Here is a 23,965-nt window from a genome sequence, read left to right as displayed (position 1 = left end):
GTTCCTGATAAAAGACGGTTAGATAAGCGTATGATAGGATGGAGCGTTTCTTGCCGGTTGCCGTAAACAGTTGATCTAAGGATTATGATCGACTGTTTACGGCTTTTTTAATACAAATATTTCGGAATTTATTTCTGGAAAGTCAGTACCAGGTTACAGGATTCCAGAGGAATATAGTGCTTTGTGGCCGCTAAAGTGAGGCCGGAATCACTGTACAGATTTTCCTGTATCATGAGGAATGTGTTTTTTTCGGAGAGTCTGTATTTTTGGGCTGTGAAGTTTCCTGTGTCAGACCCCCTCAGATTCAGGGTGGAGGAGACCGCATGGCGGTAAATATCCTGGTTCAGAAAGCGGGTCAGGCTGTCCATATCTGTAAAGTCGATATTGAACTGTGTAACGGTTTCAATGGGAATAAAACTGAGGGAATAAGCAAATGTGCTGCCTGCCTGATCTTTGTACCAGCGGTCTGTGATGGCCACCACAGGGGTTTTCCGACCGATCATATCACTGATAAAGTCCGTGGGAGGTTCCAGACGGTACTCCGTCTCAGTCTCTGTAACGGTCTGACCGCATTGGAATACAGGGTTACATAGATTGGTTGAGTTTTTGGCAGGAGATTTCTTTATTCCCTGTACAAAGTTTCCCTTCCCCTGTACATTATGGATCAGTCCGTCTTCCCTGAGCAGGGCAAGTGCCTGTCGGAGCGTCATACGGCTCACACCCATTTCTTTAGACAAGTCTGGTTCGCTGGGCAGCTGGGAACCCTTGGGATATTCCCCATTTATAATCTGTGCATAGAGCTGGTCATAGACCTTTACATGCTTTAGTTTTCTGGATTTTTCTTCGGACATGCCTGTTTTAGGGATATTTTTGTCCAGTGGTTCATTCATATCATTATCCTCCGTCCGGAAATAAGTCACTATCGAAATAAGATATGTTAAGTATACAACTTTTTGTTATATTAGTCAATTTGAAAACATGTCTAATATTTGACGGATAAATGTAAGCGCTGTCATGGGTGGGTTGTAATATATGTACAAAAATAAACGAGAAATATTGTTTATATTGTGCATAGTAATTTGATTGACGGGAAGTTATACAAGTGGTAATATACATGTATAGAAAAAATATACAGGTACAAACAAGGAGGAAGTAAGTATGAATTACGCAGAAGAGGGCGTGCAGTATCATTTGAATATAAGAAAAGGGGACGTGGGAAGATATGTGCTTCTTCCGGGAGATCCCAAGAGATGCCAGAAAATCGCGGCATATTTTGATAACCCTGTATTGGTGGCAGACAGCAGAGAGTATGTGACATATACAGGTTACCTGGACGGAGAAAAAGTAAGTGTCACATCAACAGGGATCGGCGGGCCGTCAGCATCTATTGCCATGGAGGAACTTGTGAAGAGCGGAGCAGATACATTTATCCGTGTGGGTACATGCGGTGGAATGGATGTAGATGTGAAGGGCGGAGATATTGTAGTTGCCACAGGAGCTATCCGTATGGAAGGCACCAGCAAAGAGTACGCCCCCATTGAATATCCGGCAGTTGCTGACTTCCATGTGGCAAATGCCCTCGTAAAAGCAGCCGAGAACTGTGGATATCAGTATCACGCAGGTGTTGTAGAGTGCAAGGACGCGTTTTACGGACAGCATGAGCCGGAGACCAAGCCGGTCAGCTATGAGCTGATGAACAAATGGGAGGCGTGGCTCAGACTTGGCTGTAAGGCGTCGGAGATGGAATCTGCCGCACTGTTTGTTGTGGCCAATTATCTGAGAGTGCGCTGCGGTTCCAATTTCCTGGTGGTGGCCAATCAGGAACGTGAGAAACAGGGGCTGTCCAATCCGGTGGTACACGATACGGACGCTGCGATCAAGGTGGCTGTGGAAGCGCTGAGAATATTGATCAGAGAAGATAAAAAGTAATTGTACAGTCAGGTCTCCCGAGGGGAAGAGGGGAGCGGCTGAAATACGGCGGAGGAGGTTTTAAGGTGGAGCAGTATGTGATTGAAATGGAACATATCACCAAGGAGTTCGGCAGTTTCAAGGCAAATGATGATATTACGCTGAGGCTGAAAAAAGGTGAGATACACGCGTTGCTGGGAGAGAACGGCGCAGGAAAGTCCACTCTGATGAGTGTACTGTTCGGGCTGTACCAGCCGGAACAGGGAATGATCAAGATGAACGGGAAACCTGTGACGATCAATAACCCCAATGATGCCAACGCGCTGGGGATCGGAATGGTGCATCAGCATTTTAAACTGGTACATAATTTTACGGTATTGGAGAGTATCGTACTTGGTCATGAGTCTGTAAAGCATCATTTTCTGAAAATGGATGAGGCCAGAAAAAAGGTAGTGGAATTAAGCGAGCGGTACAAGTTTAAAATTGACCCTGACGCCCTGATCAGCGATATTACAGTGGGCATGCAGCAGAGAGTGGAAATTTTAAAAATGCTCTACTGCGACAACGAGGTACTTATCTTTGATGAACCCACCGCCGTGCTGACGCCGCAGGAAATTGATGAACTCATGAAGGTTATGAAACAATTGGTATCGGAAGGAAAATCCATCCTGTTTATCACTCACAAACTGGCAGAGATCAAGGCAGTTGCAGACCGCTGTACTGTACTCAGAAAAGGACGGTATATCGGAACCATTGATGTGGCGAAAGCCAGTAAAGAAGAAATGTCTGAGATGATGGTGGGGCGTAAGGTGGACTTTGTTGTGGAGAAAAAGGAAATGAAGCCTTTGGGAACCGCCCTTTCTGTCCGGGATATGACCATGCGTTCCAAACGTACAGGCAAAAACGTTGTGGATCATGTATCCTTTGATGTAAAGAAGGGCGAGATCGTCTGTATTGCAGGGATTGACGGCAATGGTCAGTCAGAACTTGTCTATGGGATCACCGGACTCATGGGAATTGACCAGGGACAGGTATTCCTGAATGATAAGGATATTACAAAAGAGAGTATCCGCAGAAAATGTCTGGACGGTATGGCTCATATTCCTGAAGACAGACACAAGCACGGAATGGTTCTGGACTATACACTGAAAGAAAACCTAATCCTCCAGAACTACTACACCCCGCAGTTTGACAAGCACGGATTTTTGAGATTCGATGAGATTGACAGATACGCGGAGAAGCTCATAGAGCGCTATGATATCAGAAGTGCTCACGGAGCGGATTCTATTGCCAGAGGCATGTCAGGCGGTAATCAGCAGAAGGCTGTCATTGCAAGGGAGCTGGACAGAAATCCGGAAATCGTGATCGCGGTCCAGCCGGTCCGTGGACTTGATGTGGGGGCTATTGAGTATATACACAGACAGATCATAGCACAGAGGGATGCCGGGAAAGCGGTTCTCTTAGTATCTTTTGAGCTGGATGAGGTCATGAATGTCAGTGACAGGATACTTGTCATGTATGAAGGAAAGATTGTTGCGGATGTGAAGCCAAAGGATGTGACCATTCAGGAACTGGGGCTTTATATGGCCGGAACAGGAAAGGGGAATGCAGCATGTTAAAACAAAAGAATAAGAGGGGGAACGAGGGAGTGGAAAGTTTTCTTTCCTCTGTACTGGCTGTGGCGGCGGGGCTGCTGTTCGGACTTTTTATCCTTCTGATCACCAACTCCAATGAAATGTTTTCCGGTTTTCTCACAATCTTAGAGGGCGGATTTGTGGACGGCATGAGCGGGATTTCCCAGACACTTTATCTGGCAACCCCCATTGTGATGACCGGACTTTCCGTAGGCTTTGCCTGGAAGACAGGGCTGTTTAACATAGGAGCATCCGGACAGTTTACCGTGGGTGCTTATGTGGCAGTTCTGATTGGCGTCAAGTGCACCGGACTTCCGGGTAGTATCCATTGGCTTATAGCCATTCTGGGCGCAGCCGCCGCTGGGGCGGTGTGGGGGCTGGTGCCGGGATTTTTAAAGGCGGTGGCAAATGTAAATGAAGTGATCTCCTCTATCATGATGAATTATATCGGCCTTTACCTGACAAATCTGCTGATAACAAAGACAGTCTATGACCAGACAGGGAACCAGAGTGTTCCGGTGGCGAAGACGGCATATCTGCCCAAGGCAGGCCTGGATAAGCTTTTTCCTGAGGCGAATCTGAATATCGGAATCCTCATCGCAGTCTTGTTCGTGGTGGGAATGTACATATTGATCAATAAGACCGCGTTCGGCTATGAACTGAAAGCCTGCGGCAAGAACCCGGATGCCAGCCGTTATGCGGGCATCAATGCCAAAAAGAATATCATATTGTCCATGGTTATTGCAGGCGCACTTTCAGGTGTAGGCGGGGCACTGTTATACCTGTCTGATTTCGGAAAGCATATGCAGGTATTAGATGTGATCGCGTCCCAGGGATTTTCAGGGATTTCCGTTGCGCTTTTGGGATTGTCCAATCCTTTTGGGATCCTGTTGGCCAGTCTGTTCATTGCGCATATCACCATCGGCGGCTATAATCTCCAGCTTCTCAGCTTTACTCCGGAACTGATAGATATTATCATTTCGGCGATCATATATTTTGGGGCATTTTCCCTGCTGTTTAAGACATTTATCCGCAAATGGACAAAGAGATCAAAAAGGGAGGAGACAGCATTATGAACATTATCTATTTTTTAATACAGCAGACCATGTTTTTTTCTATTCCCCTTTTGATCGTGGCATTGGGCGGAATGTTCTCTGAACGCAGCGGTGTTATCAATATCGCCCTGGAAGGTATTATGGTCATGGGAGCGTTTATCAGTATTGGCTTTATCAATGTATTTCAGGACCGTTTGAGCGGACAGGGATTGTTTCTGCTGGCTTTCTTAGTGGCAGCAGCAGCCGGGGCTGTATTCTCCCTGCTCCATGCCTTTGCCTCTGTCAATCTGAAGGCAGACCAGACGATCAGCGGTACAGCTCTGAATATGTTTGCACCGGCCTTTGCTCTTTTTATGGCAAGGATGGTGCAGGGAAAATCCCAGGTTCCTTTTACAGATACCTTCCATATAGAGAAAGTGCCTGTCCTGGGAGACATTCCGGTCATCGGACCTATGTTTTTCCGTAACTGTTATCTCTCCACCTATATTGGTATTTTTATTTTTATTGCAGCCTCTGTTTTGATCAGCAGGACCAGATTTGGACTTCGGCTGCGCGCCTGCGGGGAACATCCCCAGGCAGCGGATTCGGTAGGCATCAATGTATATAAGATCAGATATGCGGGTGTCCTGATTTCAGGTGTCCTTGCAGGTGTGGGGGGATTGATCTTTGTGATTCCCACCTCCACCAATTTTAATGCAAGTGTAGCGGGATACGGATTCCTGGCGCTGGCAGTGCTGATCTTTGGACAGTGGAGAACAAAGGGAATTCTTGGCGCGGCATTTTTCTTCGGTGTTTTAAAGACACTTGCCAGTGCTTATTCCGGGATCCCGGTTATCAAGGACCTGCCGATTCCCAATGAGATCTATAAAATGCTGCCGTATGTGGTGACACTGATCGTACTTGCCTTTTCTTCCGGCAAATCCAAAGCTCCGAAGGCAGAAGGTATTCCGTATGATAAAGGAAGCAGATAGGAGGATATAATAGAATGATGAAAAAAGTGATAAGTCTGTTACTGGCGTCAGTTCTTAGTGTATCCCTGGTCGGATGCGGGCTGGGCGCAAAGCAGGCGGCAAAGGTCAGCAGCGGAAAAGGCGCGGAATTGGCCCTGAGCACAGACGTGGGAAGTATAGATGACCGCTCTTTTAATCAAGGTTCCTGGGAAGGACTTGCAAGATATTCGGAGGAATTCGGTATCACCCATAAGTATTATCAGCCCACGGAGAAATCGGATGAGGCATTCACCACCTCTATCAATCTGGCGGCAAAAGGCGGCGCGAAAGTGGTGGTGTGTCCGGGATATCTGTACGAGATCCCCATCCATACCATGCAGCAGAAGCACCCGGAAGTGAAGTTCATAATTCTGGATGGGACACCGCATTCCGCGGATTCCCCGGAACCAGATATAGGGGAGAATACAGCATCAATCTATTTTGCGGAGGAGCAGGCAGGATTTCTGGCAGGCTACGCGGCGGTCTATGAAGGCTATACAAAGCTTGGATTTATGGGCGGGATCGCAGTTCCGGCGGTTATCCGGTATGGATATGGCTTTATCCAGGGAGCTGATTACGCAGCAAGAGAAAAGGGTATGGCTCCGGGCAGTATTGATATGAAATATACATATGTGGGTAACTTCGAGGCATCCCCGGAGAACATGGCAAAAGCGGCGTCCTGGTATAATGAGGGGACAGAGGTGATCTTCTCCTGCGGTGGTCCTGTGGGAAACTCTGTCATGAAGGCCGCTGAAAATGCAGGGAAAAAGGTGATCGGCGTGGATGTGGACCAGAGTGCAGAGTCAGAGACGGTCATTACCTCCGCCATGAAAAATCTGAGCAAAGCAGTCTATGACTATCTGACAGATTTTTATAACGGGGAATTTAAAGGAGGAGAGAGCATTACGCTGGACGCCTCAGAGGATGGAGTACAGCTTCCCATGGATACTTCCAGATTTACTGTATTTACACAGGAGCAGTATGATACCATATATGAAAAGATAGCGGATAATGAGATCACCATTTTAAAAGATGAGGGGATCACTGACGCGACAGAAATAGAAGCTGAGTATGTGAATGTGAAACTGATTTAAGAGCAGAATAAAGGAGACTGATTATGGAGAAATTCAAGCGTATCTTTGTGGTGGTGCTGGATTCACTGGGGGTAGGCGCCATGCCGGATGCGGAACAGTTTGGAGATGCAGGTGCCAACACATTGGGACATATTGCGGATTACAGGTACAAAAAAGGGAAGACTCTTCAGATCCCCAACCTGGAGAAAATGGGGATAGGGAATATCCTTCCCCTTAATGGGGTTGGCAGCACGCCGTCTCCTCTTGCTTATTATTCTGCCATGAGGGAGGCCAGCAGCGGGAAGGATACTATGACGGGACACTGGGAGATGATGGGGCTTCACACCACAAGGCCTTTTAAGACTTTTACAGAGCATGGCTTTCCGGAAGAACTGATCCATGAGCTGGAAAAGCGCACCGGGAGAAAAATCATCGGAAATAAAAGCGCCAGCGGCACAGAAATCCTGGAGGAGCTGGGGGAGGAAGAAGTAGAAAAAGGACATCTGATTGTCTATACTTCTGCGGATTCCGTCCTGCAGATCTGCGGAAATGAAGAGACTATGGGTCTTGAGACTCTGTATCATTACTGCGAGATTGCCAGGGAACTGACCATGAGGGAGGAATGGATGGTGGGAAGAGTCATTGCGCGCCCTTATGTGGGAAGAAAAAAAGGGGAGTTTAAGCGCACATCGAACCGTCATGACTATGCAGTGAAGCCTTTTCAGAAAACAGTTCTGGATGCGCTGAAAGAGGCGTCTTATGATGTGATCTCCATTGGGAAGATCAAGGATATCTTTGACGGAGAGGGCATTACCCAGGCATATAAATCAAAAAGTTCCCTCCACGGGATGGAACAGACCATAGAAATGGCAGGGAAAGAGTTTCACGGACTCTGCTTTGTGAATCTGGTGGATTTTGATGCCCTGTGGGGACACAGAAGGGACGCAGAGGGATACGCCCGTGAGCTGGAACAGTTTGATGAAAAACTGGGTGTACTGATTGGAAGTCTGGGAGAAGAGGATCTGCTGATCCTGACTGCGGATCACGGAAATGACCCGACATATACCGGGACAGACCACACACGGGAAAAAGTACCATTTCTGGCATATTCGCCGGCGTTTACACGCGGGGGAGAGCTGGAAGAGAGCAGTGATTTCGGAAGGATCGGGGCAACTGTGGCGGATAATTTCCAGGTGAAGAGGCCGGAGGGAACTATAGGGATTTCTTGTCTGGACAAACTGACAGTATCGGAATAATATATAAGAAGATAACAGGATAACGATAACAGAACGTAACTGTTCAGTACCCTTACAGTTACGTGCAAAAATCCATGCAAATCGCCTTTGGCGATGGGATTTATGCCTGGCTGCTGAACGTTTTCTTACGGTCAGCGCAGTAAATGCGCAGACCTACTGAATAGTTACAACATAACAACAATAACGGAATAACAATAACAGAACAGCGATCACAGAATCAAGATAACCGCTGTCATTTCAAGGAGGATATTAAGATGGAACAGAGAGAAATATTAAGTAAAGTTGACCATACACTGCTGGCTCAGACAGCTACCTGGGAGGAAATCAAGGTTATATGCGATGATGCGGTAGCCTATCAGACGGCATCTGTCTGCATTCCGCCATCTTATGTGAAACAGGCAGCAGAGTACCTGGGAGACAAAATGCCGGTATGTACAGTCATCGGTTTTCCAAACGGATATAATACCACTGCCGTGAAGGTTTTTGAAACTGAGGACGCTGTGAGGAACGGGGCAGAGGAAATTGACATGGTCATCAACCTGGGATGGGTGAAGGAAGGCCGGTATGATCTGGTCAGAGAAGAGATCCAGGCAGTTAAGAAAGCCTGCAATGGAAAACTGCTGAAGGTCATCATTGAGACTTGCCTGCTCACAGAGGAAGAGAAGATCCAGATGTGCAGAACAGTCACAGAATCAGATGCGGAGTATATCAAGACATCTACAGGCTTTTCAACCCATGGGGCAACATTTGAAGATGTGAAGCTTATGAGAGAATACACGGGAAATGACAAGAAAGTAAAAGCAGCCGGCGGGATATCCTCCTTTGCCGATGGGGAAGAGTTTGTAAAGCTGGGTGCGGACCGTCTTGGGACCAGCCGTCTGGTAAAAGCGGCGAAGGCACAGCGATAGAAACAGTAAAGCAACAAGTAGTCAAAAGGCTAATCAGACTTGTATAGGAGTAACATTATGATTCCAGTAAAAGAATTGATCAAACAGGCGATTGAGGCAATGGAGAGTGCTTACACACCTTATTCTCATTTTAAGGTGGGAGCAGCGCTCCATACACCGGAGGGGAAAATATATAAGGGGTGCAATATTGAAAATGCATCTTATACTCCCACCAACTGCGCAGAGAGAACAGCTTTTTTTAAAGCGGTCAGCGAAGGGGAGAGAGAGTTCGACGCCATCTGTATCGTGGGCGGAAAAAACGGTATTCTTACGGAATACACAGCGCCCTGCGGCGTATGCCGGCAGGTGATGATGGAATTCTGCAGCCCGGAGAGCTTTCAGATCATCCTGGCTACGGATACGGAGCATTATGAGATTTATACATTAAAGGAACTTCTGCCTATGGGATTCGGGCCGGGAAATCTGGCGTGACAGAGAATTGGGAAGACAGAGACAGGGGGTTATGTTAAAGCAGTCCGGCTAAAATGTCACATTTTGCCGGGCTTCTTTGTTGTTGTTTCCAGATTTCCCACAAATTTCGGCGCGCAGTCTGATAAAAGCAATTCTGAGACATACTCTGATACTGTAATATATGAAATATGGAAAAAGATATTGACTTGCAGCCGGCTTCGGGCTTTATAATATAAACATATTCCTGGAAATGAAAAGCTCATCAGACAGAATATGGAAGCATAAAAAATAGTGGGTTTATGTCTGACAAAGGAGCTGGAGACAGGGAATCGGAGTAATTGCATAAAAGTACAAAGAAAGTGGAGGAAAGTGTTATGGAGTGTTTTAACAGCAAAAATTTATTTTGGACAAGAGAGCCAAAGCAGTCAAAAGTAACGAATGAAAGGATAGAAATTTACACAGAACCGGGAACGGATCTGTGGCAGCGCACATATTACGGATTCCGCAATGACAATGCGCCTGTACTGCAGATGAAGACAAAAGAGAAGTATTTTTCTTTTGTTGTGAAAACCACATTTGAAAGTAAAAGAAGATTTGATCAGTGCGGGGTAGCAGCATACCTTGACAGCGACAACTGGATGAAAGCTTCTATAGAATATGAAAATGAAGAATTACAACGTCTGGGAAGCGTAGTCACAAACCACGGATATTCTGACTGGGCCACAACAGATATCCCTGCGTCTGTCAAAGAAATGTGGTATCGTTTCAGCAGACGTGAGTCGGATTTTTGTTTTGAATGCAGTACAGACGGGGTGAATTATAAGCAGATGCGTATCTGTCATTTCTGGGAGGGTGCAGATGAGATCTCTTTCGGCGTGTACGCCTGCAGCCCTGAGGAATCATCTTTTAAAGCTGTGTTTACAGATATGGAGCTTATGGAATGTGCGTGGAAGGCACATGAATAAGAGAGAGCCTTTCTTTTAGAGAAATATCAGAGGTTCGCTGTTCAGCAGATATCATACCGTACAAGCAGAGCAACATAAATTGTCTATGAAGAAGTTATACATAGCTTTTTATGTATGATGTGAAAAGGGGTATTATATGGAAGAGAAAACTGCGGACTATGTTGTGGAGTTGAGATTTTCCGACGAAGTAACACTGAAAGAGCTGCTGTTGGAGCTGCTGATTGAAAAAATAGGTGCGCCGACAGTTGATAACAGTCGTCAGTGGTATTGTTCTGAAAGGGGAATCTATTGAGTAACAATATGCTGCCTGAAAAGAAACGGTATTCGGCGGCTCTCTATATGCGCCTTTCAAAAGACGATGAAGGCGAAGGTGAGAGTGCCAGTATTACCACGCAGAGAAAAATGCTCAGAGCTTATGCGGCGGAGAATCATTACTACGTATATGATGAGTATGTGGATGACGGCATTTCGGGCACCACCTTTGAGCGTCCCGATTTCAGGCGTATGATCCGGGATATAGAAAACAGTAAAGTCAATATGGTGATCACCAAAGATCTGTCTCGTCTGGGGCGTGACTATATTCTGACCGGACAGTATACGGAGATTTATTTTCCATCGAAGAAGGTGCGGTATATTGCCATCAATGATGGATATGATTCTGACAGCCCCTACACGGATATCGCTCCCTTTAAAAACATTATCAATGAGATGTACGCCAGGGATATCAGCAAAAAAATACGCTCCTCTTTTATGACTCATATGGAGGAGGGGGATTTTGTCAGTGCATTTGCACCTTACGGCTATATGCGGGACCCTGTGGATAAACATCATCTGGTAGCGGATGAAGAGCCGGCAGAGATCGTAAGGGAGATATTTGGGAAAGCCGCCAAAGGCATTTTGCCTGTTGATATTTCCAGGGAACTGAACCGGCGGCAGGTTCCTACTCCTCTGGAATACCGCCAAAAGAAAAAGCCTTCGGAAAGTACGGTGGATTTTGGGAAACGGAGAGGGTGGACCTCATCGACCATCACGAAAATGCTGCACAATATAGTATATCTGGGACATATGGCGCAGGGAAAGACTACAAAAATATCTTTTAAAAGCGGGACAACAGTCAAAAATCCAAAAGAGGATTGGTATGTAGTTAAAAATACACATGAACCCTTAGTCAGCCGGGAGGTTTTTGCCATGGCAGGCCGCAGGAGCAGGCAGCGCACCTGCGCCCAAAAAGGTGAATTTAAAAATATATTTTCAGGAATTGCAAAATGTGCGGACTGCGGCAGGAACATGTCCGCTGTGGGGACCAGGAAAAAAGGCTCTTCTGCGAATCTCGCATGTGGTGCTTATAAACTATACGGAACAAAAGAGTGTACAAATCATTTTATGGATTATGACACCCTCTGCAGTATTATATTATCCGCTATCCGGGAGTCGGTTTCTATTTCCGGACAGGAAGAGTATGAAATTTTGGAACGTGCGGAGAAATATCTGGAAAAACAAAATGCCAAAACGGACAGAAAAAAACAGATTTCTCTCCTGGAAAGGCGCTGCCGTGAACTGGACAGACTGATTGAAAAGCTCTATGAGGATCACGTGGAGGGCGTGCTGGGGGAAGAGAGGATGAAGAAACTGCTCAGCAGATATGAGGGAGAAAACCATGAGATTTCCGTGAAGATAAAAAGTCTGAAGACAAATGTCAGCAATGAAAGAAAAGAGGATACGATAGAACAACTGAAAAAGGTACTGCGTGGTTTCACCGAGCCGGAGAAACTGTCCCGTGAACTGCTTTTTCACTTTATTGACCGTATTGAAATCGGTCAGGGAAGTTACCGGGAAACGGAGTTTGGACGTATAAAAAAACAGTCTGTGAGAATTTATTTCAGATTCAGAAAAATCATATCCTGATATCAACCATGCACATGGTGAGCGCCTGTTTTCCGCATGCACAACATTTCTGGAAACAGTGGTCCAGATTAAAGGCCACACGGGGAAGATATCCATAATCCTCCAGCAGAGTAAAAAGCGGGAAGAAAATAGCCATGGGAGGGAGCATTACACTTACCACCCAGGCAGCAACCCGGTATACTCCGTAGATCAAAATCTGACAGAGGATTTCAGGAAGTCCAATCATGAGAAGTCCATGGTAAAACTGCGGCTCCAGCCAAAAAAGTCCCTTGTTCAGCAGGTCGGAGGGCACATTTGCCCCCACAATGGTGATCCAGAAAATGCAGAGCAGGAAGAGAAGCATAATGGGAAAACCGGTGCATTTACTGGTGAAAATTTTATCCAGCTTCCTGTCCTTTCTGGCATAATCCGGGTTTTCCAAAGTGACGCAGGCTTTGCAGATACCTGCGGCCTGTTGGACATAGGTGCCGCAGTATTCCGCAGACGCGCAGCATATCTCTGCATTTCTGCCATAAATATCAGGAACAGGGGTAACAGCCGCTGTGTTGGAAAGGGCATCTTCTATTCCCCCGAATATCCGTTCAAGGCCCTTTCGGCTTCTGGCTGCTATTCCGATTACAGGGATCTTAAGTTCTTTCTGGAGCCTGGGAAAGTCTATTCGGATATGCTTTTTCCTGGCTTCATCCATGAGATTTACGCATAGAAGCACATGGGGAGTGACAGCACAGATCTGGAGCACCAGATTGAGATTCCGCTCCAGACAAGTGGCGTCGCAGACTGCCACCACCACATCGGGGTGACTTTGCAGGATATAATCACGGGAAATCTCCTCCTCACTGGAACGGCAGGAGAGAGAGTAGCATCCCGGCAAATCTACAAAACGGTATTCCTTTCCCCGGCAAATACGGGTACCGGCGGCACATTCCACTGTCTTTCCGCACCAGTTCCCTGTATGCTGATGCATACCTGTCAGTGCGTTGAACACAGTGCTTTTACCTACATTGGGATTACCGATCAATGCTATATTACGGAGGGGAACCTCCCTTTTCTTTTCTTTCTTCAGAACTATTCACCTCTTGATCCATATGACAGAAGCATGTCACAGCACACTTCCATCTTTAATTTTTTTTAACAAGAATAAGAGAAGCCTCTTCTTTTCTGAGAGCCAGGACAGCGCCCCGGATGAGAAAAGCTTTTGGACTTCCAAAGGCACTCACTCCAACGCAGGTAACTTTTGTGTTTTCAATCAGACCTAAATCCATAAGGCGTTTGATGGTCTGCTGCTGCGCCGGACTGGCATTGTCCGTCAGTATGGATTTGACAATCCCTGTTTCATCCAGAGACAGGGTAAAAAGCGGAGTAAGAGACATTTTTTCCTCCATTTCCGACCGGGATTTCCGGACGGGAGAATCTATTGTATAGTATGCAGGGGAGAGGAAAGACGTTCAAAGGAGAAGGTTTGATGAATAAAACAAAAATATCGCCTTATATATGAATAAAACTTGATTATTCATATATAAGGGTGTATCATAGTCATAATCAGGAGGTGGAATTATGTTCCTAATTCAGAATGACAAGATATTTACGGCTGTCATAGGTGATATAAAAAATTCAAGAAATCTGGAAAAGAGAAATGAGGTTCAAGTACAGTTGAGAAACGTACTTGAAGAAATCAATGAAAAGTATGAAGCCGATATTTCAGCGAAATTTCTCATAACATTAGGCGATGAATTTCAGGGATTATTATATAATGCCAAAGGTGTTTTAAAAATTATCAGTGAAATACAAATGCGGTTATACCCTGTTGAACTGCGCTTTGGAATCGGAATAGGTAAAATAACGACTGATATCAATACGGAGATGGCACTGGGGGCTGACGGACCAGGTTATTATAATGCAAGAATGGCCATCAATTTATTAAAGGAAAATGAGAACAGGAATAAAACTCTGCCGTCTAATATTTATTTGGTGACAGATGAGGTAAATAAAAGTACGGAAATCATGCTAAATACTATTTTTGAGCTGATCAGTGCAGTTGAACGGTCATGGACAGAAAGGCAGAGAGAGATAATATGGGATATGCTAAAACACCAGGATGGACAAAAAAATACAGCATACAGAATGGGGATAACGCAGTCCAGTGTTCAGAAAGCTTTAGCGGCGGGGAATTACTATGTATATGAAAGAGCATTGAAAAATATTGGAAATATATTAGAGGAAATGACATGATAAAATATGTATTTGCTTCATTCTTAACGATTCATATATTGGCAGATTTTTATTTTTAAACGGGAAAAATGGCACAAAGGAAACGATTATATTTTAGATGGACATTGTACCATGTAATAATATATGCAGTGACTTCCATGCTATGGTTTTATCTATTCCTGCCAGGATTGGACTGGAAATACATAGCATTCTTCTGCATATCACATGCATTGATCGATGTATTGAAGTTTTTTATTTTCAAATCCAATGGTAAAAGGATAAATGATTTTTTACTGAATAAATGTGTTGTTTTTATGATCGATCAGGTTCTACATCTGATAGTAATTGTCATCATTACATATTTTGTGGGAGATGGGGATATTAGAAGTCTGTATCGTGTAAATATTCAAGAGATTTTTCGGGTATTTCAAATATCTGAATCGGCAGTATTGATATGGACTGTAAAGCTATTACTGATACATAAACCCACGAATATTTTGATTTCCAGTATACTTGATTTGTATAAACCATCAGGAAAGAGTAAACCAACTGGAAATGACAAAAATGCAGGAAGATTTATTGGAACACTTGAAAGAGTTATTATGACAATTTTTATTTCTATAAATCAATATTCAGCGGTTGGGTTGGTGTTGACGGCAAAATCTATTGCTCGTTACGATAAGATTTCAAAGGAACAGGATTTTGCCGAATATTATCTTATGGGTACATTATTGAGTACAATATGTGCTGTCTGTATATCAATTGCATTATAACAATCATCCCCTAAATTTCCTGAAAGAACTAAGAAAAAATTTCACAGTTCTGCAAAAAGCACAGTTCTATGGACAGTAACATGCTCCGCAATGCACAGATATGAAGCATTCTGCGCCATATGGCACTGTCTGCCTCAGTATTTTCATATACAGGCGCATAAAAACACCTTGCGGGGCAGTGGTCGTAAGTAATAACGTAGATTTGCCTATTGTAAACTTTATAATAAAAATAAGTTGACAATAGGCTGCCGATTGATTATACTTTTTCTATGTAAAAAACAGAACAGAGACCAAAAAGCATCTGAGGACGTTCTGAAATCACGGAGGGAAAGTATATGGAAACAGCAATGCCAAATAAAAAGAAAAAAATAAGCACCAGACAGATGACGATCATCGCGCTGATGACAGCGGTAACCTGCATTTTAGGTCCCCTGTCCATACCGCTGCCGTTCAGCCCTGTGCCAATCAGCTTTACGAATCTGGCCATCTATTTCAGTGTTTTTGTACTCGGTACCTATTCAGCTACAGTAAGTTATCTGGTATATCTGCTCATTGGAATGGTGGGGCTGCCGGTGTTCTCCGGATTTTCCGGAGGGTTTGGAAAACTGGCAGGACCTACAGGGGGATATCTGGTCGGCTTTATTTTCATGGCGTTGATCGCCGGATTTTTTGTGGACAGGTTTCAGGGTAACAGAGTCATGCAGGCTGTAGGAATGATCCTGGGAACTGTGGTGGCTTATATATTCGGAACCGCATGGCTTTGCGTACAGGCAAATCTGTCATTTGGCGCTGGCTTGGCTGCCGGAGTGATCCCATATGTGCCCGGAGATCTGATCAAGATTGCAGCAGCCCTGGCTGTAGGCCCGGTGCTTCGGAAAGCTGTGAGGAGAGCAGCATAGAATATCATATATAGCGTAATGAGACAGTGTGATACAGGCACTGTCTTTTTTTTGCAAAAATATTTCGTGTGCGGGTGATTCGTAAAGCGAGAGAAAACTTGTCTATATTATTCTTAAAGGCGGCTGTCAAGTATCTTTGGGGTTATCATCAACAAAAATGCATGAAGATTACTTAAATAACTGTAAAAAACACTTAAAAAATATAAGTGGAATTTTCTGAATATGAGTTATAATAGACAATAATATTATGGGCAGGGGGAGAAAAATGTATAAGGTACTGATAGTTGAAGACATGGACCTGACAAGAGAAGATTTGATCAGTCTGATCGATTGGGAACGATACGGTTTTGAACTGCTTCCCGACGCAAGGAATGGGAAAATAGGATTGGAATATGCAAAGCGGTATCGTCCGGATATTGTGATCACAGATATAAAAATGCCGGTCATGACAGGTCTTGACCTGGTGGAGCAGATGAAAAAGGAAAATATAGAGGCGGAGGTCATACTTCTGACTGCCTATGAGGAATTTGAACTTGCCAAAAGAGCACTTCAGATGGGAGTCAGAACCTTCATACTGAAATACGAGATAGATGAGGAAGTCCTTCTGCGTGAACTGAACGGCTGCATTGAAGCACTCAAAACAAAGGAAAATGTGCAAAAAGTCAGGATGAAACAGTATCTGGAGGCGATTCTTGCGGGTAAAAATGAGATAGGCAAAAGTGATGAAACTATACTGGAGTGGATAGGGAAAAGTGTCCTGATCCTGTTGGAGCAAATCGGAAAACCACTGATGCATCCGGATGAGGAGGGAATACGGGAGCTGATCGAGACGGAACTTCTGGGATCAAAGATCAGGGTGATGAAGAATGCGGGAGGAGGTATTCTGATATTTTACAGAGTACATTCCTGCATTTCCGAGATGCATCTGGACAGTGAGATCAGGGAGTTTATAACTAAGGTACAGAGCTTGTTTTCATCACAGATGGGGCTGCCTATGGCTGCATCCATAGGGGGCATGATAAGGAAAAATAAGGATATACTTCCCGCAAAAGAGACAGCGGAAGAAATCATGAAAGGCCGTGTCTTTCACAGGGGGATCTGCATTCTGGACAAGGTGCCAAGAGATGAAAAAGAGGAATTTCCGGCAGAAATAAAGGAGACTTTGAGTCTTATCGAAGAAAAGATTGAAAAGGATTCCTACGAAGAGATGTCAGGATTTTTGGAGAATGTTCTGTGCCGCAGTTTGATAAGGACAGAAAATGTATACATTTGGCGTAAAGTGTCTGAGAAACTGCTCTATTTTCTCATTCACCGCTGTGCGGCTCTGGAACAGCCGGAAATAGAAGAGCGTCTGGATAAATTTAAAAGAGAGTTTCAGAAGATGGATATCTACAGCTTTATGAAAGAGTATGAGGGTATCATCGCTATGCTGGAGAACAATACCGACAGTAAATATTCCGGAAAAATCCGCTATATCAAAGCTTTTATCGAGCAGAATTACAGCCGGGATATCAGCCTGAATGATGTGGCGGATGATTTGGGCATGAACGCTATATATCTGTCCCAGCTTTTTAAAAAAGAGACAGGTTCCACATTTTCGGCTTATCTTACCAGAGTAAGAATGAACCATGCCATACGGCTGCTGAGAACAGGGGAATACAAAATATATGAAGTCAGCGATATGGTGGGATACCAGACTGTACAGTATTTCAGCAAAGTATTTAAAAAAGAGACCGGGAAAAATCCAAAAGATTATTAGCAGGAATACATTCAGAGTAAAAGGGGCGAGGTTATGCTTTATCAAAAAAAATCCAAAATATATAAAAGACTGCTGCTTATGGTACTGAGCGCGATCATGATATGTGTAGTTCTCTGCAGCGGTGCTGTATATCTGTATCTGAAGCCGCTGATCGAAAGCTCGCTGGTTGAGAAGAACAGGACCATGATAATTAAAATGGCGGAGCAGGTGTCAAATTCACTGGAAGAAATCAGTATGTATGCGAGAAATATCACATTTGATGAGACGGTACAGGAATCTTTTTATGAAAAATCGCAGTGCAGGGAAGGCAGCTATGGGTATTATTCTGTGATACAGACACTGGAAAAGAAACTGAAGGAATACCAGCTTCTAAGGGATAATATTATTTTGGACATATTTGCAGTGGACAGTGACGGCGTTGTGATGGAGACTATTTACCAGTACGAACAGCTCATGTCCAAATCCCCTTATGAGCAGATGCAGTCAGATGATATAAGCGGGGAATTTCTGGTTCCTCATATGGTAAATTACTACAGGTCTTACGGTAAAAAGAATACCATCGCCTATGTGAATGATATTTTTGATAAGACAAAAATAGGGGTAAAAAGAGGAAAACTGTTTATTCTGGCTGATATGGAGAAAATCATTTCTCCCCTTGTGTTTGATGAAAATGAAATAGGCATGGAACTCCATGACCAGAGCGGCAGAGTGATCTACAGCAATGTGGATTTGGGTCTTGAGGAGACCCTTTTGGAAAAAGATTATTATAAAGACAGTATAGGAAGTCATGGGTGGTATATCTGTTATCAGGTGGCAAAAGGGGATATCTCAGGCACTATGCGGCAGATGAATAATATTGTGATCAGTATTATTGTCATCTGCCTTCTTGTGATGCTGAGCCTGGTGGCAGGTCTGGTACAGAGGATCATCACGCCCCTTGACACCCTTGTGCGGGGCATGCAGAGTGTCGCCGGCGGCAGCCGTGAGGAGAGGATTGAGATCCATACAGGGGATGAGTGCGAACAGGCTGCCAATGTTTTCAATTCTATGGTGAAAAGCATCAGTGAACATACAGAAAAACTCCTTCTCAGCGAAAAAAAGCAATATGACTCCCAGCTTAAAATGCTGTCCTATCAACTGAACCCTCATTTTATCTATAACACCTTAAATGCAGTAATCTGCCTTGCCAGAAAACAGGATTATCAGGAAATTATACGTCTGACCCGTTCCTTTATTCTTCTCCTCCGCTCTCTGCTTCGCACGGATCTGCAGGCAATGGCATCAGTGGGGGAAGAGAAGGAGTATATCTGCCGTTACGTTGAAGTTCTGCAGATCTGTTATAAAAATATTCCGGATATCCGGTGGGAGATTGATGAGAATCTGATGCAGGAGCAGATTCCCCGGATGATTCTCTATCCTCTGGTGGAAAACAGTGTATTTCACGGCATCATTCCCAGCAACACAGCGTCCCTGCTCAGGATCGTAATAGCCCGGGAACACAACTGGATAAAAATAACTGTGGAGGATGATGGGATAGGATGCACGGAAGAGGAGAGGGAAAGTATCAGGCAGCGTTTGGAGAGTGAACGTACCGGCGGACATATCGGTATGTTTAATGTAAACGGCAGACTGAAGCTGATCTATGAAGATGTGCAGCCTCTGAATATGGAGACACGGCCTGGCGGCGGTACCATAATATCTTTTGCATTTAAAAAGCCGGAAAATCAGCTCCATTGACAAACTTTAAGGATTAACCAAAACTTAAAATAGATTTTCCATTATCTTTTCATATCTTCTCAAATGTCCGCAAAGCCTTATTTTATCAGCTTTATGGGCATTTCTCTTTTCGGTCGATACTTCCAAACCGTCACGTTTCATCACGTTTTTTCATGGTCAATCGTGGTAAATATCGTGGTAAAACTTTAGGCTATCATGCTCCTTAATTCTGCCTTGACGTTCTCCATTGACGCATGGGCGTACAGGTTCAGCGTGATACTGATGTTCGAGTGTCCCATGATGTACTGTAAGCTCTTAGGGTTCATGTTCCTGTTCGCAAGACTTGTACAGAACGTATGACGCAGGATATGGGGCGTTATCTTTGGTAAGCTGTCCTCATGGCTCTTGTTATACTTTTTCCTTAGATTAGCGAAAGTAGAAGTATAATAGGCGTTTGTCATGGGAAATCCTTTCCCGTTCAGAAAGAGGAAATCCCTGTACCCGTCTATCTCTGTCGGTTCTGCCTTTGTCTTGCTTGTCATGACACGCTCAAACGCCTGTTTCACTTCCTCGCTCATGGGAACATCACGCACACCGCTTTTCGTCTTTGGCGTTTCAATATAGTAGCCTGTTTCCTTGCTGGATAATAGCTGGTGGTTCACATGGATAACCTCGTTCTCAAGGTCTATATCCTGCCTTGTCAGTCCGCACAGCTCCGAGATACGAAGTCCTGTCCTTAACAGTATCACGATTGCGTCATAATACTTTTTATATACCCTGTCCCTGCTGGCAAAGGACAGGAGCTTTTCTTCCTGTTCCTCGGTCAGTGCCTGTCGTGGCGTCCTGTCGTCCTCTATGACCTCATTCAGCTTGAAATCAAAGGGATTTTTCCTCACAAGGTCGTCCGCTATGGCGATACGGAACGAAGCGTTTAACGAGCGTTTATAGTTGCTTATGGTCTGATAGCCGTAGCCTTTCTCTTTCATGCGTAACGCCCATTCTTTAGCGTCTGAAAGACGTATGCTGTCAATGCTCCTAGCTCCTAGTATATCGCCCTCTAATGTCCGCATGAACTTCTTCCTGCCCTGCCTTGTGCTTTCCTTTACGTTGGCTCTCTGGGCGTTCTGTTTGGCGTATAGCTGGCACAGCGTCATTTTTCCGCCTGTCGTGTCGATACCGTCCTCTATATCCCGTCTAATCTGCTGTTCCAGCTCTCTCAGGGACGGTTTATCACGCTTGCCCTTTGGCGTTGTGTCCGTCGGTGTCAGTTTCCATGAATAGACCGACTGCGGTTTTCCAAATGCGTCTGTATATTTGTATAAGTATCTTCCGTCTGCTCTCTGGCTCTCTCCTGTATGCAGGACCCGTCCTTTGCTGTCCCGTCTTTGTTCTTTCATTCTGTTCTGCTCCTTTCGTAAGAAAGAGCCTTGATATGACTTACTGAAATAATATCACATACAAGGCTCTTTTGCATTAGATTGCGTCTGTTTTATCCATAAATTTTTCAAACTGCTTTTTCTTAATCAAGATACGGTTGCCGTTCATCACATACCAGTCCCCATGTCGATTTTCTTCTACCAGTCGGCGTAGCTTGTTCTGTCCGATTGTGAAATACCTTGACGCTTCCTCAATGGTAAGGGTGTATTTTTCCCATACGGGAATATCTGTCTTTTCGTTCATCCTGCCACCCCCTACCTGTTCTTTGTGTCGTACTGGACGTAGGGTATCAGCTCTGCCCTGTCTATCCGCTGTAAATGTGCGGTCAGCTTGCTGGAAAGGGACGTGCTGTATCTTGCCCTGTCTACCATATCCCCGACACGTTCCAGTTCTCCTAAAGCGTCATGTTCTTCAAGGAAATAAAATCCCTTGACCGCTGAAATCACACCGCCCTCTGTCAGCCAATGCTGTGTTTCTTCAAGGGTATTCTGCTGTTTTGGAGTATGGAGTTTCAGAAATTCCACAGCTCCTAAAAAGCGTTGCCAGAAACGGCACGTTTTCCAACGGCTCTTATTGCTTTCCTTTTTGTTTGAAACGACAAAACGCAGATTGTTTGCCAGCAGTCCGAAAGCCAGCACTCCAAGCTCCAGCGGTCTGTCCTTGAAGGTCATGGCAAAGGCATGAGCCTTTTCATCACGCAGTTGCATTTCCGTCCGTTTCCAGCTCCCCACTTCATCAAGCGTCTTGTTATACTTTGAACACACTTCCTTGTCCTTGTCATAAAAGCGGTAGGAAAGCCCCGATTTTCCAGCTCCGATATAGACGGTCTTTGCGGTGTCAAAATCATCAAACCTGCTTTCGTCAAAATGATAGTCCTCACTGTTGGAAACAAACTCCTCTTTTTCGCATTTCTTCTTTATCTGCTCTATGGTAAAGAACGGCGTTTCGTTCCTGTCGTCAATGGCAACGTCCAGCCTTGTGAAATGATAGTTGCCTGTCCCGTATCTGCTTTCACAGCGTTCAAACATATCCCCAAAGGTCAAGCCGTTTTCGTCAAGGATATAGAAAATATCATCACACCCTCTGCCTGTCATCACGAGATAACAGCCTAGCCCCTGTGGGTTGTCCTCTGTCTTTTTTGCGTTTCCCGATACATAAATGTCCCCGATTTCCCAACGTGTCTGATACGTCTTGAATTTGACCGTTGCGGGATATACATTAAAAATATCTGTCGGCAGATGTAAAACGTACTGGATAACCTCTTTTGCCGTTGCTGTATCAAATACGATACTGATGTAATCAATCTTTACGGATAAATTTTCATGTGTTGCGATAGTGCATTACTCCTTTCGTACTTCCCGTTTTTTTGCGGGGTAAAAATTGTGTTTTTCCCTTTATTTATCACAGTTTCTAGGTACTATGACATGTATGCGCAGGGCGGTGTTACCTATACGCCCTGTACGAACGCCTACGGCGTTCCCTTTCTGCCTGTGCCTGCTCCGTTTTTAACGCTCACGAGCCTTGTAAGGCTCGTGGCTAAACGGGAGAGCCCCAGTCAGAAACATAGTTTTCGGTCTGATAGTCCATGCCTATTCATGCTATCAAGGCAAAAACAACTCTTTTCAATGCTTACTCAAGCGTGTGATTGACCCTAGCGTGCTTAATCACTCTATCTGATATGATAATAACGTCATTAGAATTACTTGTCAAGATATTTTTCTTGACTTTTTCAACCAAAATAAGTATGATAGGCTTATAAAGGAACAAAAAAGACGGGAAAGGAGAAGTTATAATAAGTTATGGAGCATTATAGAAAGAAAATAAATTTTTTGGGAGAGAACATACAGACCATAAGAAAACACAGGAAAATGAAACAGCAGGAGCTTGCGGACGCTATCGGTATCAATATGCAGAGCCTTTCCAAGATTGAACGAGGGGTAAATTATCCGACCTTTGACACGCTGGAAAAGATAATGGACGTTCTGGGCGTAACGCCTAATGAATTGTTGTCGGGGGAATTTAAGAATACGTCCCATACGGAACAGTTCATCATGGAAGTGATAGGACGGGAAGAAGATTTCAACGTATCGCTGGAAAACCTGCCAAACAATGACTTCTTTTGCAGTAACGAGGAATGGCAGTATTACATGAAAGTCAAGCTGACAGAATACATCAGCAATTATCTGAACGACATCAAGCCCTCTCTTGATGAACTTTTCGAGATAAAGCAGTTGGTACAGCGTCAGAAGATAGAACGGCTGACGAAACAATACAAGCTGTTGCACAGCATTGACCGATATGGAGAAATGCCGACCAGTTATGCTTTCGTTGCCCCGTATGACGACATAAAACTTGCAGACTTAGCGGACGAGGATAACGGACAGAATATCCCCGATATGCTACCGCAGAATGATTTTGACGAGCTTGATTATAACGAGTACATGGAAGAAATGAGAAAGAAACGATAAGGTTCTTTTTCCTCTTGCAAAGAAGATACAGCAAACAAAAAGCCCAGATCAAGAGTGCAAAGCACCACTTCTTAGGAAGTGGCAGGCTCTTGACAGGGCTTTTTCTTTTCTGTTTATGGTGGACAAGAGGAAATAAGGTGTAGTGTCATGAGTTTTTGCTAAGCCTGTATCATAAATTGTGTTTGATAATCCATTGATACATTTCTTGCACGAGAGGTTCTAAGCCTTTCCCTATCTCTGTTAAAGAATATTCTACTTTAGGCGGTATTTGTTGATATTCTTTGCGATTAACCAACTTGTCTTTTTCCAGTTCTTTGAGTTGAGTTGTTAGCATTTTATGAGTGATTGGCGATAATAGTTTTTTAAGTTCTCCATATCGTAGAACCTCGTGTAAAGCAAGCATATAAATAATGCGTAATTTCCATTTTCCACCAATCATTTCCACCACTCGCTCAAAACGCTCATAACCAAATTCTTGAAGATAGCAATTATCCTTTTTCACAGTTACACTCTCCTTTTGGTGTGTATCACACAAAAAAGTGCGTACTTTTCAATATCACTA

At 44.4% G+C, this 23,965-nt stretch carries 23 protein-coding genes and 3 pseudogenes; 18 read left to right on the top strand and 8 right to left on the bottom strand.

Annotated elements, in window-relative coordinates; genetic code table 11:
- Positions 1-128: 128 nt before the first annotated feature.
- Positions 129-890 (bottom strand): GntR family transcriptional regulator, encoded by a 762-nt coding sequence (locus tag BLCOC_RS20935; protein ID WP_018598619.1) that lies wholly within the window; start codon positions 888-890, stop codon positions 129-131.
- A 268-nt stretch (positions 891-1,158) separates the two neighbouring features.
- Here BLCOC_RS20935 and udp point away from each other — a divergent pair, with 268 nt between their 5' ends.
- The 11 genes from udp to BLCOC_RS20880 all read left to right on the top strand — a co-directional run bounded on the left by udp (position 1,159) and on the right by BLCOC_RS20880 (position 12,143).
- Entirely contained in the window at positions 1,159-1,929 is a 771-nt protein-coding gene (gene udp / locus BLCOC_RS20930) for a uridine phosphorylase (protein ID WP_018598618.1), read from the top strand.
- A gap of 86 nt (positions 1,930-2,015) precedes the next feature.
- A complete protein-coding gene (locus BLCOC_RS20925; protein WP_115625457.1) occupies positions 2,016-3,527 on the top strand; it encodes an ABC transporter ATP-binding protein in 1,512 nt (503 codons plus the stop codon).
- On the top strand, positions 3,521-4,618 hold the full coding sequence (locus BLCOC_RS20920) for an ABC transporter permease (protein WP_029468134.1): 1,098 nt from the start codon (positions 3,521-3,523) through the stop codon (positions 4,616-4,618). The genes BLCOC_RS20925 and BLCOC_RS20920 overlap by 7 nt, the downstream gene beginning before the upstream one ends.
- On the top strand, positions 4,615-5,568 hold the full coding sequence (locus tag BLCOC_RS20915) for an ABC transporter permease (RefSeq protein WP_115623257.1): 954 nt from the start codon (positions 4,615-4,617) through the stop codon (positions 5,566-5,568). The genes BLCOC_RS20920 and BLCOC_RS20915 overlap by 4 nt, the downstream gene beginning before the upstream one ends.
- Before the next feature lie 14 nt (positions 5,569-5,582).
- Positions 5,583-6,680, top strand: coding sequence for a BMP family ABC transporter substrate-binding protein (locus tag BLCOC_RS20910; RefSeq protein WP_115623256.1), 1,098 nt, complete (start codon positions 5,583-5,585; stop codon positions 6,678-6,680).
- A 23-nt stretch (positions 6,681-6,703) separates the two neighbouring features.
- Entirely contained in the window at positions 6,704-7,915 is a 1,212-nt protein-coding gene (locus BLCOC_RS20905; RefSeq protein WP_115623255.1) for a phosphopentomutase, read from the top strand.
- Positions 7,916-8,169: 254 nt separating this feature from the next.
- A complete protein-coding gene (gene deoC, locus BLCOC_RS20900) occupies positions 8,170-8,823 on the top strand; it encodes a deoxyribose-phosphate aldolase (protein WP_029468138.1) in 654 nt (217 codons plus the stop codon).
- 57 nt (positions 8,824-8,880) lie between these two features.
- Entirely contained in the window at positions 8,881-9,294 is a 414-nt protein-coding gene (cdd, locus tag BLCOC_RS20895; protein ID WP_018598611.1) for a cytidine deaminase, read from the top strand.
- 353 nt (positions 9,295-9,647) lie between these two features.
- A complete protein-coding gene (locus BLCOC_RS20890) occupies positions 9,648-10,238 on the top strand; it encodes a DUF1349 domain-containing protein (RefSeq protein ID WP_029468139.1) in 591 nt (196 codons plus the stop codon).
- Between the two features lie 136 nt (positions 10,239-10,374).
- The gene (locus BLCOC_RS20885) at positions 10,375-10,530 is read left to right on the top strand and encodes a hypothetical protein (RefSeq protein ID WP_165907182.1); all 156 of its coding nucleotides are present in this window, start codon (positions 10,375-10,377) and stop codon (positions 10,528-10,530) included.
- The gene (locus BLCOC_RS20880) at positions 10,527-12,143 is read left to right on the top strand and encodes a recombinase family protein (protein ID WP_242998985.1); all 1,617 of its coding nucleotides are present in this window, start codon (positions 10,527-10,529) and stop codon (positions 12,141-12,143) included. The genes BLCOC_RS20885 and BLCOC_RS20880 overlap by 4 nt, the downstream gene beginning before the upstream one ends.
- 7 nt (positions 12,144-12,150) lie before the next feature.
- Here BLCOC_RS20880 and BLCOC_RS27905 read toward each other — a convergent pair.
- From BLCOC_RS27905 to BLCOC_RS20870, 3 genes and pseudogenes are all read right to left on the bottom strand, one after another.
- Positions 12,151-12,507, bottom strand: a pseudogene (locus BLCOC_RS27905) (ferrous iron transporter B); the annotation flags it as partial.
- A 270-nt stretch (positions 12,508-12,777) separates the two neighbouring features.
- Positions 12,778-13,128, bottom strand: a pseudogene (locus tag BLCOC_RS27900) (FeoB small GTPase domain-containing protein); the annotation flags it as partial.
- 133 nt (positions 13,129-13,261) lie between these two features.
- Positions 13,262-13,513, bottom strand: a complete 252-nt coding sequence (locus tag BLCOC_RS20870; RefSeq protein ID WP_165907181.1) for a FeoA family protein — start codon at positions 13,511-13,513, stop codon at positions 13,262-13,264.
- Between the two features lie 184 nt (positions 13,514-13,697).
- Between BLCOC_RS20870 and BLCOC_RS20865 the strand changes: the two genes are divergently transcribed.
- From BLCOC_RS20865 to BLCOC_RS20845, 6 genes and pseudogenes are all read left to right on the top strand, one after another.
- Positions 13,698-14,372 (top strand): SatD family protein, encoded by a 675-nt coding sequence (locus tag BLCOC_RS20865; protein WP_115623252.1) that lies wholly within the window; start codon positions 13,698-13,700, stop codon positions 14,370-14,372.
- A 68-nt stretch (positions 14,373-14,440) separates the two neighbouring features.
- A pseudogene (locus BLCOC_RS27820) lies at positions 14,441-14,659 on the top strand (DUF3307 domain-containing protein); the annotation flags it as partial.
- Positions 14,660-14,665: 6 nt separating this feature from the next.
- A complete protein-coding gene (locus BLCOC_RS20860; protein ID WP_242998983.1) occupies positions 14,666-15,124 on the top strand; it encodes a hypothetical protein in 459 nt (152 codons plus the stop codon).
- A gap of 335 nt (positions 15,125-15,459) precedes the next feature.
- Positions 15,460-16,023, top strand: a complete 564-nt coding sequence (locus tag BLCOC_RS20855; protein ID WP_115623251.1) for a biotin transporter BioY — start codon at positions 15,460-15,462, stop codon at positions 16,021-16,023.
- Positions 16,024-16,288: 265 nt separating this feature from the next.
- Positions 16,289-17,782, top strand: coding sequence for a response regulator transcription factor (locus BLCOC_RS20850; protein WP_165907180.1), 1,494 nt, complete (start codon positions 16,289-16,291; stop codon positions 17,780-17,782).
- Positions 17,783-17,815: 33 nt separating this feature from the next.
- Positions 17,816-19,519: a sensor histidine kinase gene (locus BLCOC_RS20845; protein WP_115623249.1), complete on the top strand. Its 1,704-nt coding sequence runs from the start codon at positions 17,816-17,818 to the stop codon at positions 19,517-19,519.
- 185 nt (positions 19,520-19,704) lie between these two features.
- Here BLCOC_RS20845 and BLCOC_RS20840 read toward each other — a convergent pair whose 3' ends face one another.
- The 3 genes from BLCOC_RS20840 to BLCOC_RS20830 all read right to left on the bottom strand — a co-directional run bounded on the left by BLCOC_RS20840 (position 19,705) and on the right by BLCOC_RS20830 (position 22,239).
- Positions 19,705-20,895 carry a site-specific integrase gene (locus BLCOC_RS20840; RefSeq protein WP_115623248.1) on the bottom strand — a complete coding sequence of 397 codons (1,191 nt, stop codon included), beginning with the start codon at positions 20,893-20,895 and terminating at the stop codon, positions 19,705-19,707.
- A 76-nt stretch (positions 20,896-20,971) separates the two neighbouring features.
- Positions 20,972-21,178, bottom strand: coding sequence for an excisionase (locus tag BLCOC_RS20835; RefSeq protein ID WP_115623247.1), 207 nt, complete (start codon positions 21,176-21,178; stop codon positions 20,972-20,974).
- Between the two features lie 11 nt (positions 21,179-21,189).
- Positions 21,190-22,239: a replication initiation factor domain-containing protein gene (locus BLCOC_RS20830; RefSeq protein WP_279230722.1), complete on the bottom strand. Its 1,050-nt coding sequence runs from the start codon at positions 22,237-22,239 to the stop codon at positions 21,190-21,192.
- 495 nt (positions 22,240-22,734) lie between these two features.
- Here BLCOC_RS20830 and BLCOC_RS20825 point away from each other — a divergent pair, with 495 nt between their 5' ends.
- Positions 22,735-23,403, top strand: a complete 669-nt coding sequence (locus tag BLCOC_RS20825) for a helix-turn-helix domain-containing protein (protein ID WP_115623245.1) — start codon at positions 22,735-22,737, stop codon at positions 23,401-23,403.
- Positions 23,404-23,572: 169 nt separating this feature from the next.
- Here the strand turns inward: BLCOC_RS20825 and BLCOC_RS20820 are convergent, their stop codons facing one another.
- Entirely contained in the window at positions 23,573-23,905 is a 333-nt protein-coding gene (locus BLCOC_RS20820; RefSeq protein ID WP_330412090.1) for a winged helix-turn-helix transcriptional regulator, read from the bottom strand.
- Between the last annotated feature and the right edge of the window lie 60 nt (positions 23,906-23,965).

Origin of the sequence: Blautia coccoides (genome assembly GCF_034355335.1) — a bacterium.
GTDB classification, from domain to species: domain Bacteria; phylum Bacillota; class Clostridia; order Lachnospirales; family Lachnospiraceae; genus Blautia; species Blautia producta.
The sequence above is the reverse complement of the archived record's forward strand: the minus strand, read 5'-3'. Positions and strand labels throughout refer to the sequence as shown.

Bases quoted from the DNA above. Each gene is read 5' to 3' on its own strand.
- BLCOC_RS20845 (WP_115623249.1), top strand. From the start codon at position 17,816: ATGCTTTATCAAAAAAAATCCAAAATATATAAAAGACTGCTGCTTATG.
- BLCOC_RS20840 (WP_115623248.1), bottom strand. From the start codon at position 20,895: ATGAAAGAACAAAGACGGGACAGCAAAGGACGGGTCCTGCATACAGGA.
- BLCOC_RS20850 (WP_165907180.1), top strand. From the start codon at position 16,289: ATGTATAAGGTACTGATAGTTGAAGACATGGACCTGACAAGAGAAGAT.
- BLCOC_RS20925 (WP_115625457.1), top strand. From the start codon at position 2,016: ATGGAACATATCACCAAGGAGTTCGGCAGTTTCAAGGCAAATGATGAT.
- BLCOC_RS20870 (WP_165907181.1), bottom strand. From the start codon at position 13,513: ATGTCTCTTACTCCGCTTTTTACCCTGTCTCTGGATGAAACAGGGATT.
- BLCOC_RS20860 (WP_242998983.1), top strand. From the start codon at position 14,666: ATGATCGATCAGGTTCTACATCTGATAGTAATTGTCATCATTACATAT.
- deoC (WP_029468138.1), top strand. From the start codon at position 8,170: ATGGAACAGAGAGAAATATTAAGTAAAGTTGACCATACACTGCTGGCT.
- BLCOC_RS20855 (WP_115623251.1), top strand. From the start codon at position 15,460: ATGGAAACAGCAATGCCAAATAAAAAGAAAAAAATAAGCACCAGACAG.
- BLCOC_RS20890 (WP_029468139.1), top strand. From the start codon at position 9,648: ATGGAGTGTTTTAACAGCAAAAATTTATTTTGGACAAGAGAGCCAAAG.
- BLCOC_RS20835 (WP_115623247.1), bottom strand. From the start codon at position 21,178: ATGAACGAAAAGACAGATATTCCCGTATGGGAAAAATACACCCTTACC.
- udp (WP_018598618.1), top strand. From the start codon at position 1,159: ATGAATTACGCAGAAGAGGGCGTGCAGTATCATTTGAATATAAGAAAA.
- BLCOC_RS20865 (WP_115623252.1), top strand. From the start codon at position 13,698: ATGTTCCTAATTCAGAATGACAAGATATTTACGGCTGTCATAGGTGAT.
- BLCOC_RS20905 (WP_115623255.1), top strand. From the start codon at position 6,704: ATGGAGAAATTCAAGCGTATCTTTGTGGTGGTGCTGGATTCACTGGGG.
- BLCOC_RS20935 (WP_018598619.1), bottom strand. From the start codon at position 890: ATGAATGAACCACTGGACAAAAATATCCCTAAAACAGGCATGTCCGAA.
- BLCOC_RS20920 (WP_029468134.1), top strand. From the start codon at position 3,521: ATGTTAAAACAAAAGAATAAGAGGGGGAACGAGGGAGTGGAAAGTTTT.
- BLCOC_RS20915 (WP_115623257.1), top strand. From the start codon at position 4,615: ATGAACATTATCTATTTTTTAATACAGCAGACCATGTTTTTTTCTATT.
- BLCOC_RS20910 (WP_115623256.1), top strand. From the start codon at position 5,583: ATGATGAAAAAAGTGATAAGTCTGTTACTGGCGTCAGTTCTTAGTGTA.
- BLCOC_RS20825 (WP_115623245.1), top strand. From the start codon at position 22,735: ATGGAGCATTATAGAAAGAAAATAAATTTTTTGGGAGAGAACATACAG.
- cdd (WP_018598611.1), top strand. From the start codon at position 8,881: ATGATTCCAGTAAAAGAATTGATCAAACAGGCGATTGAGGCAATGGAG.
- BLCOC_RS20885 (WP_165907182.1), top strand. From the start codon at position 10,375: ATGGAAGAGAAAACTGCGGACTATGTTGTGGAGTTGAGATTTTCCGAC.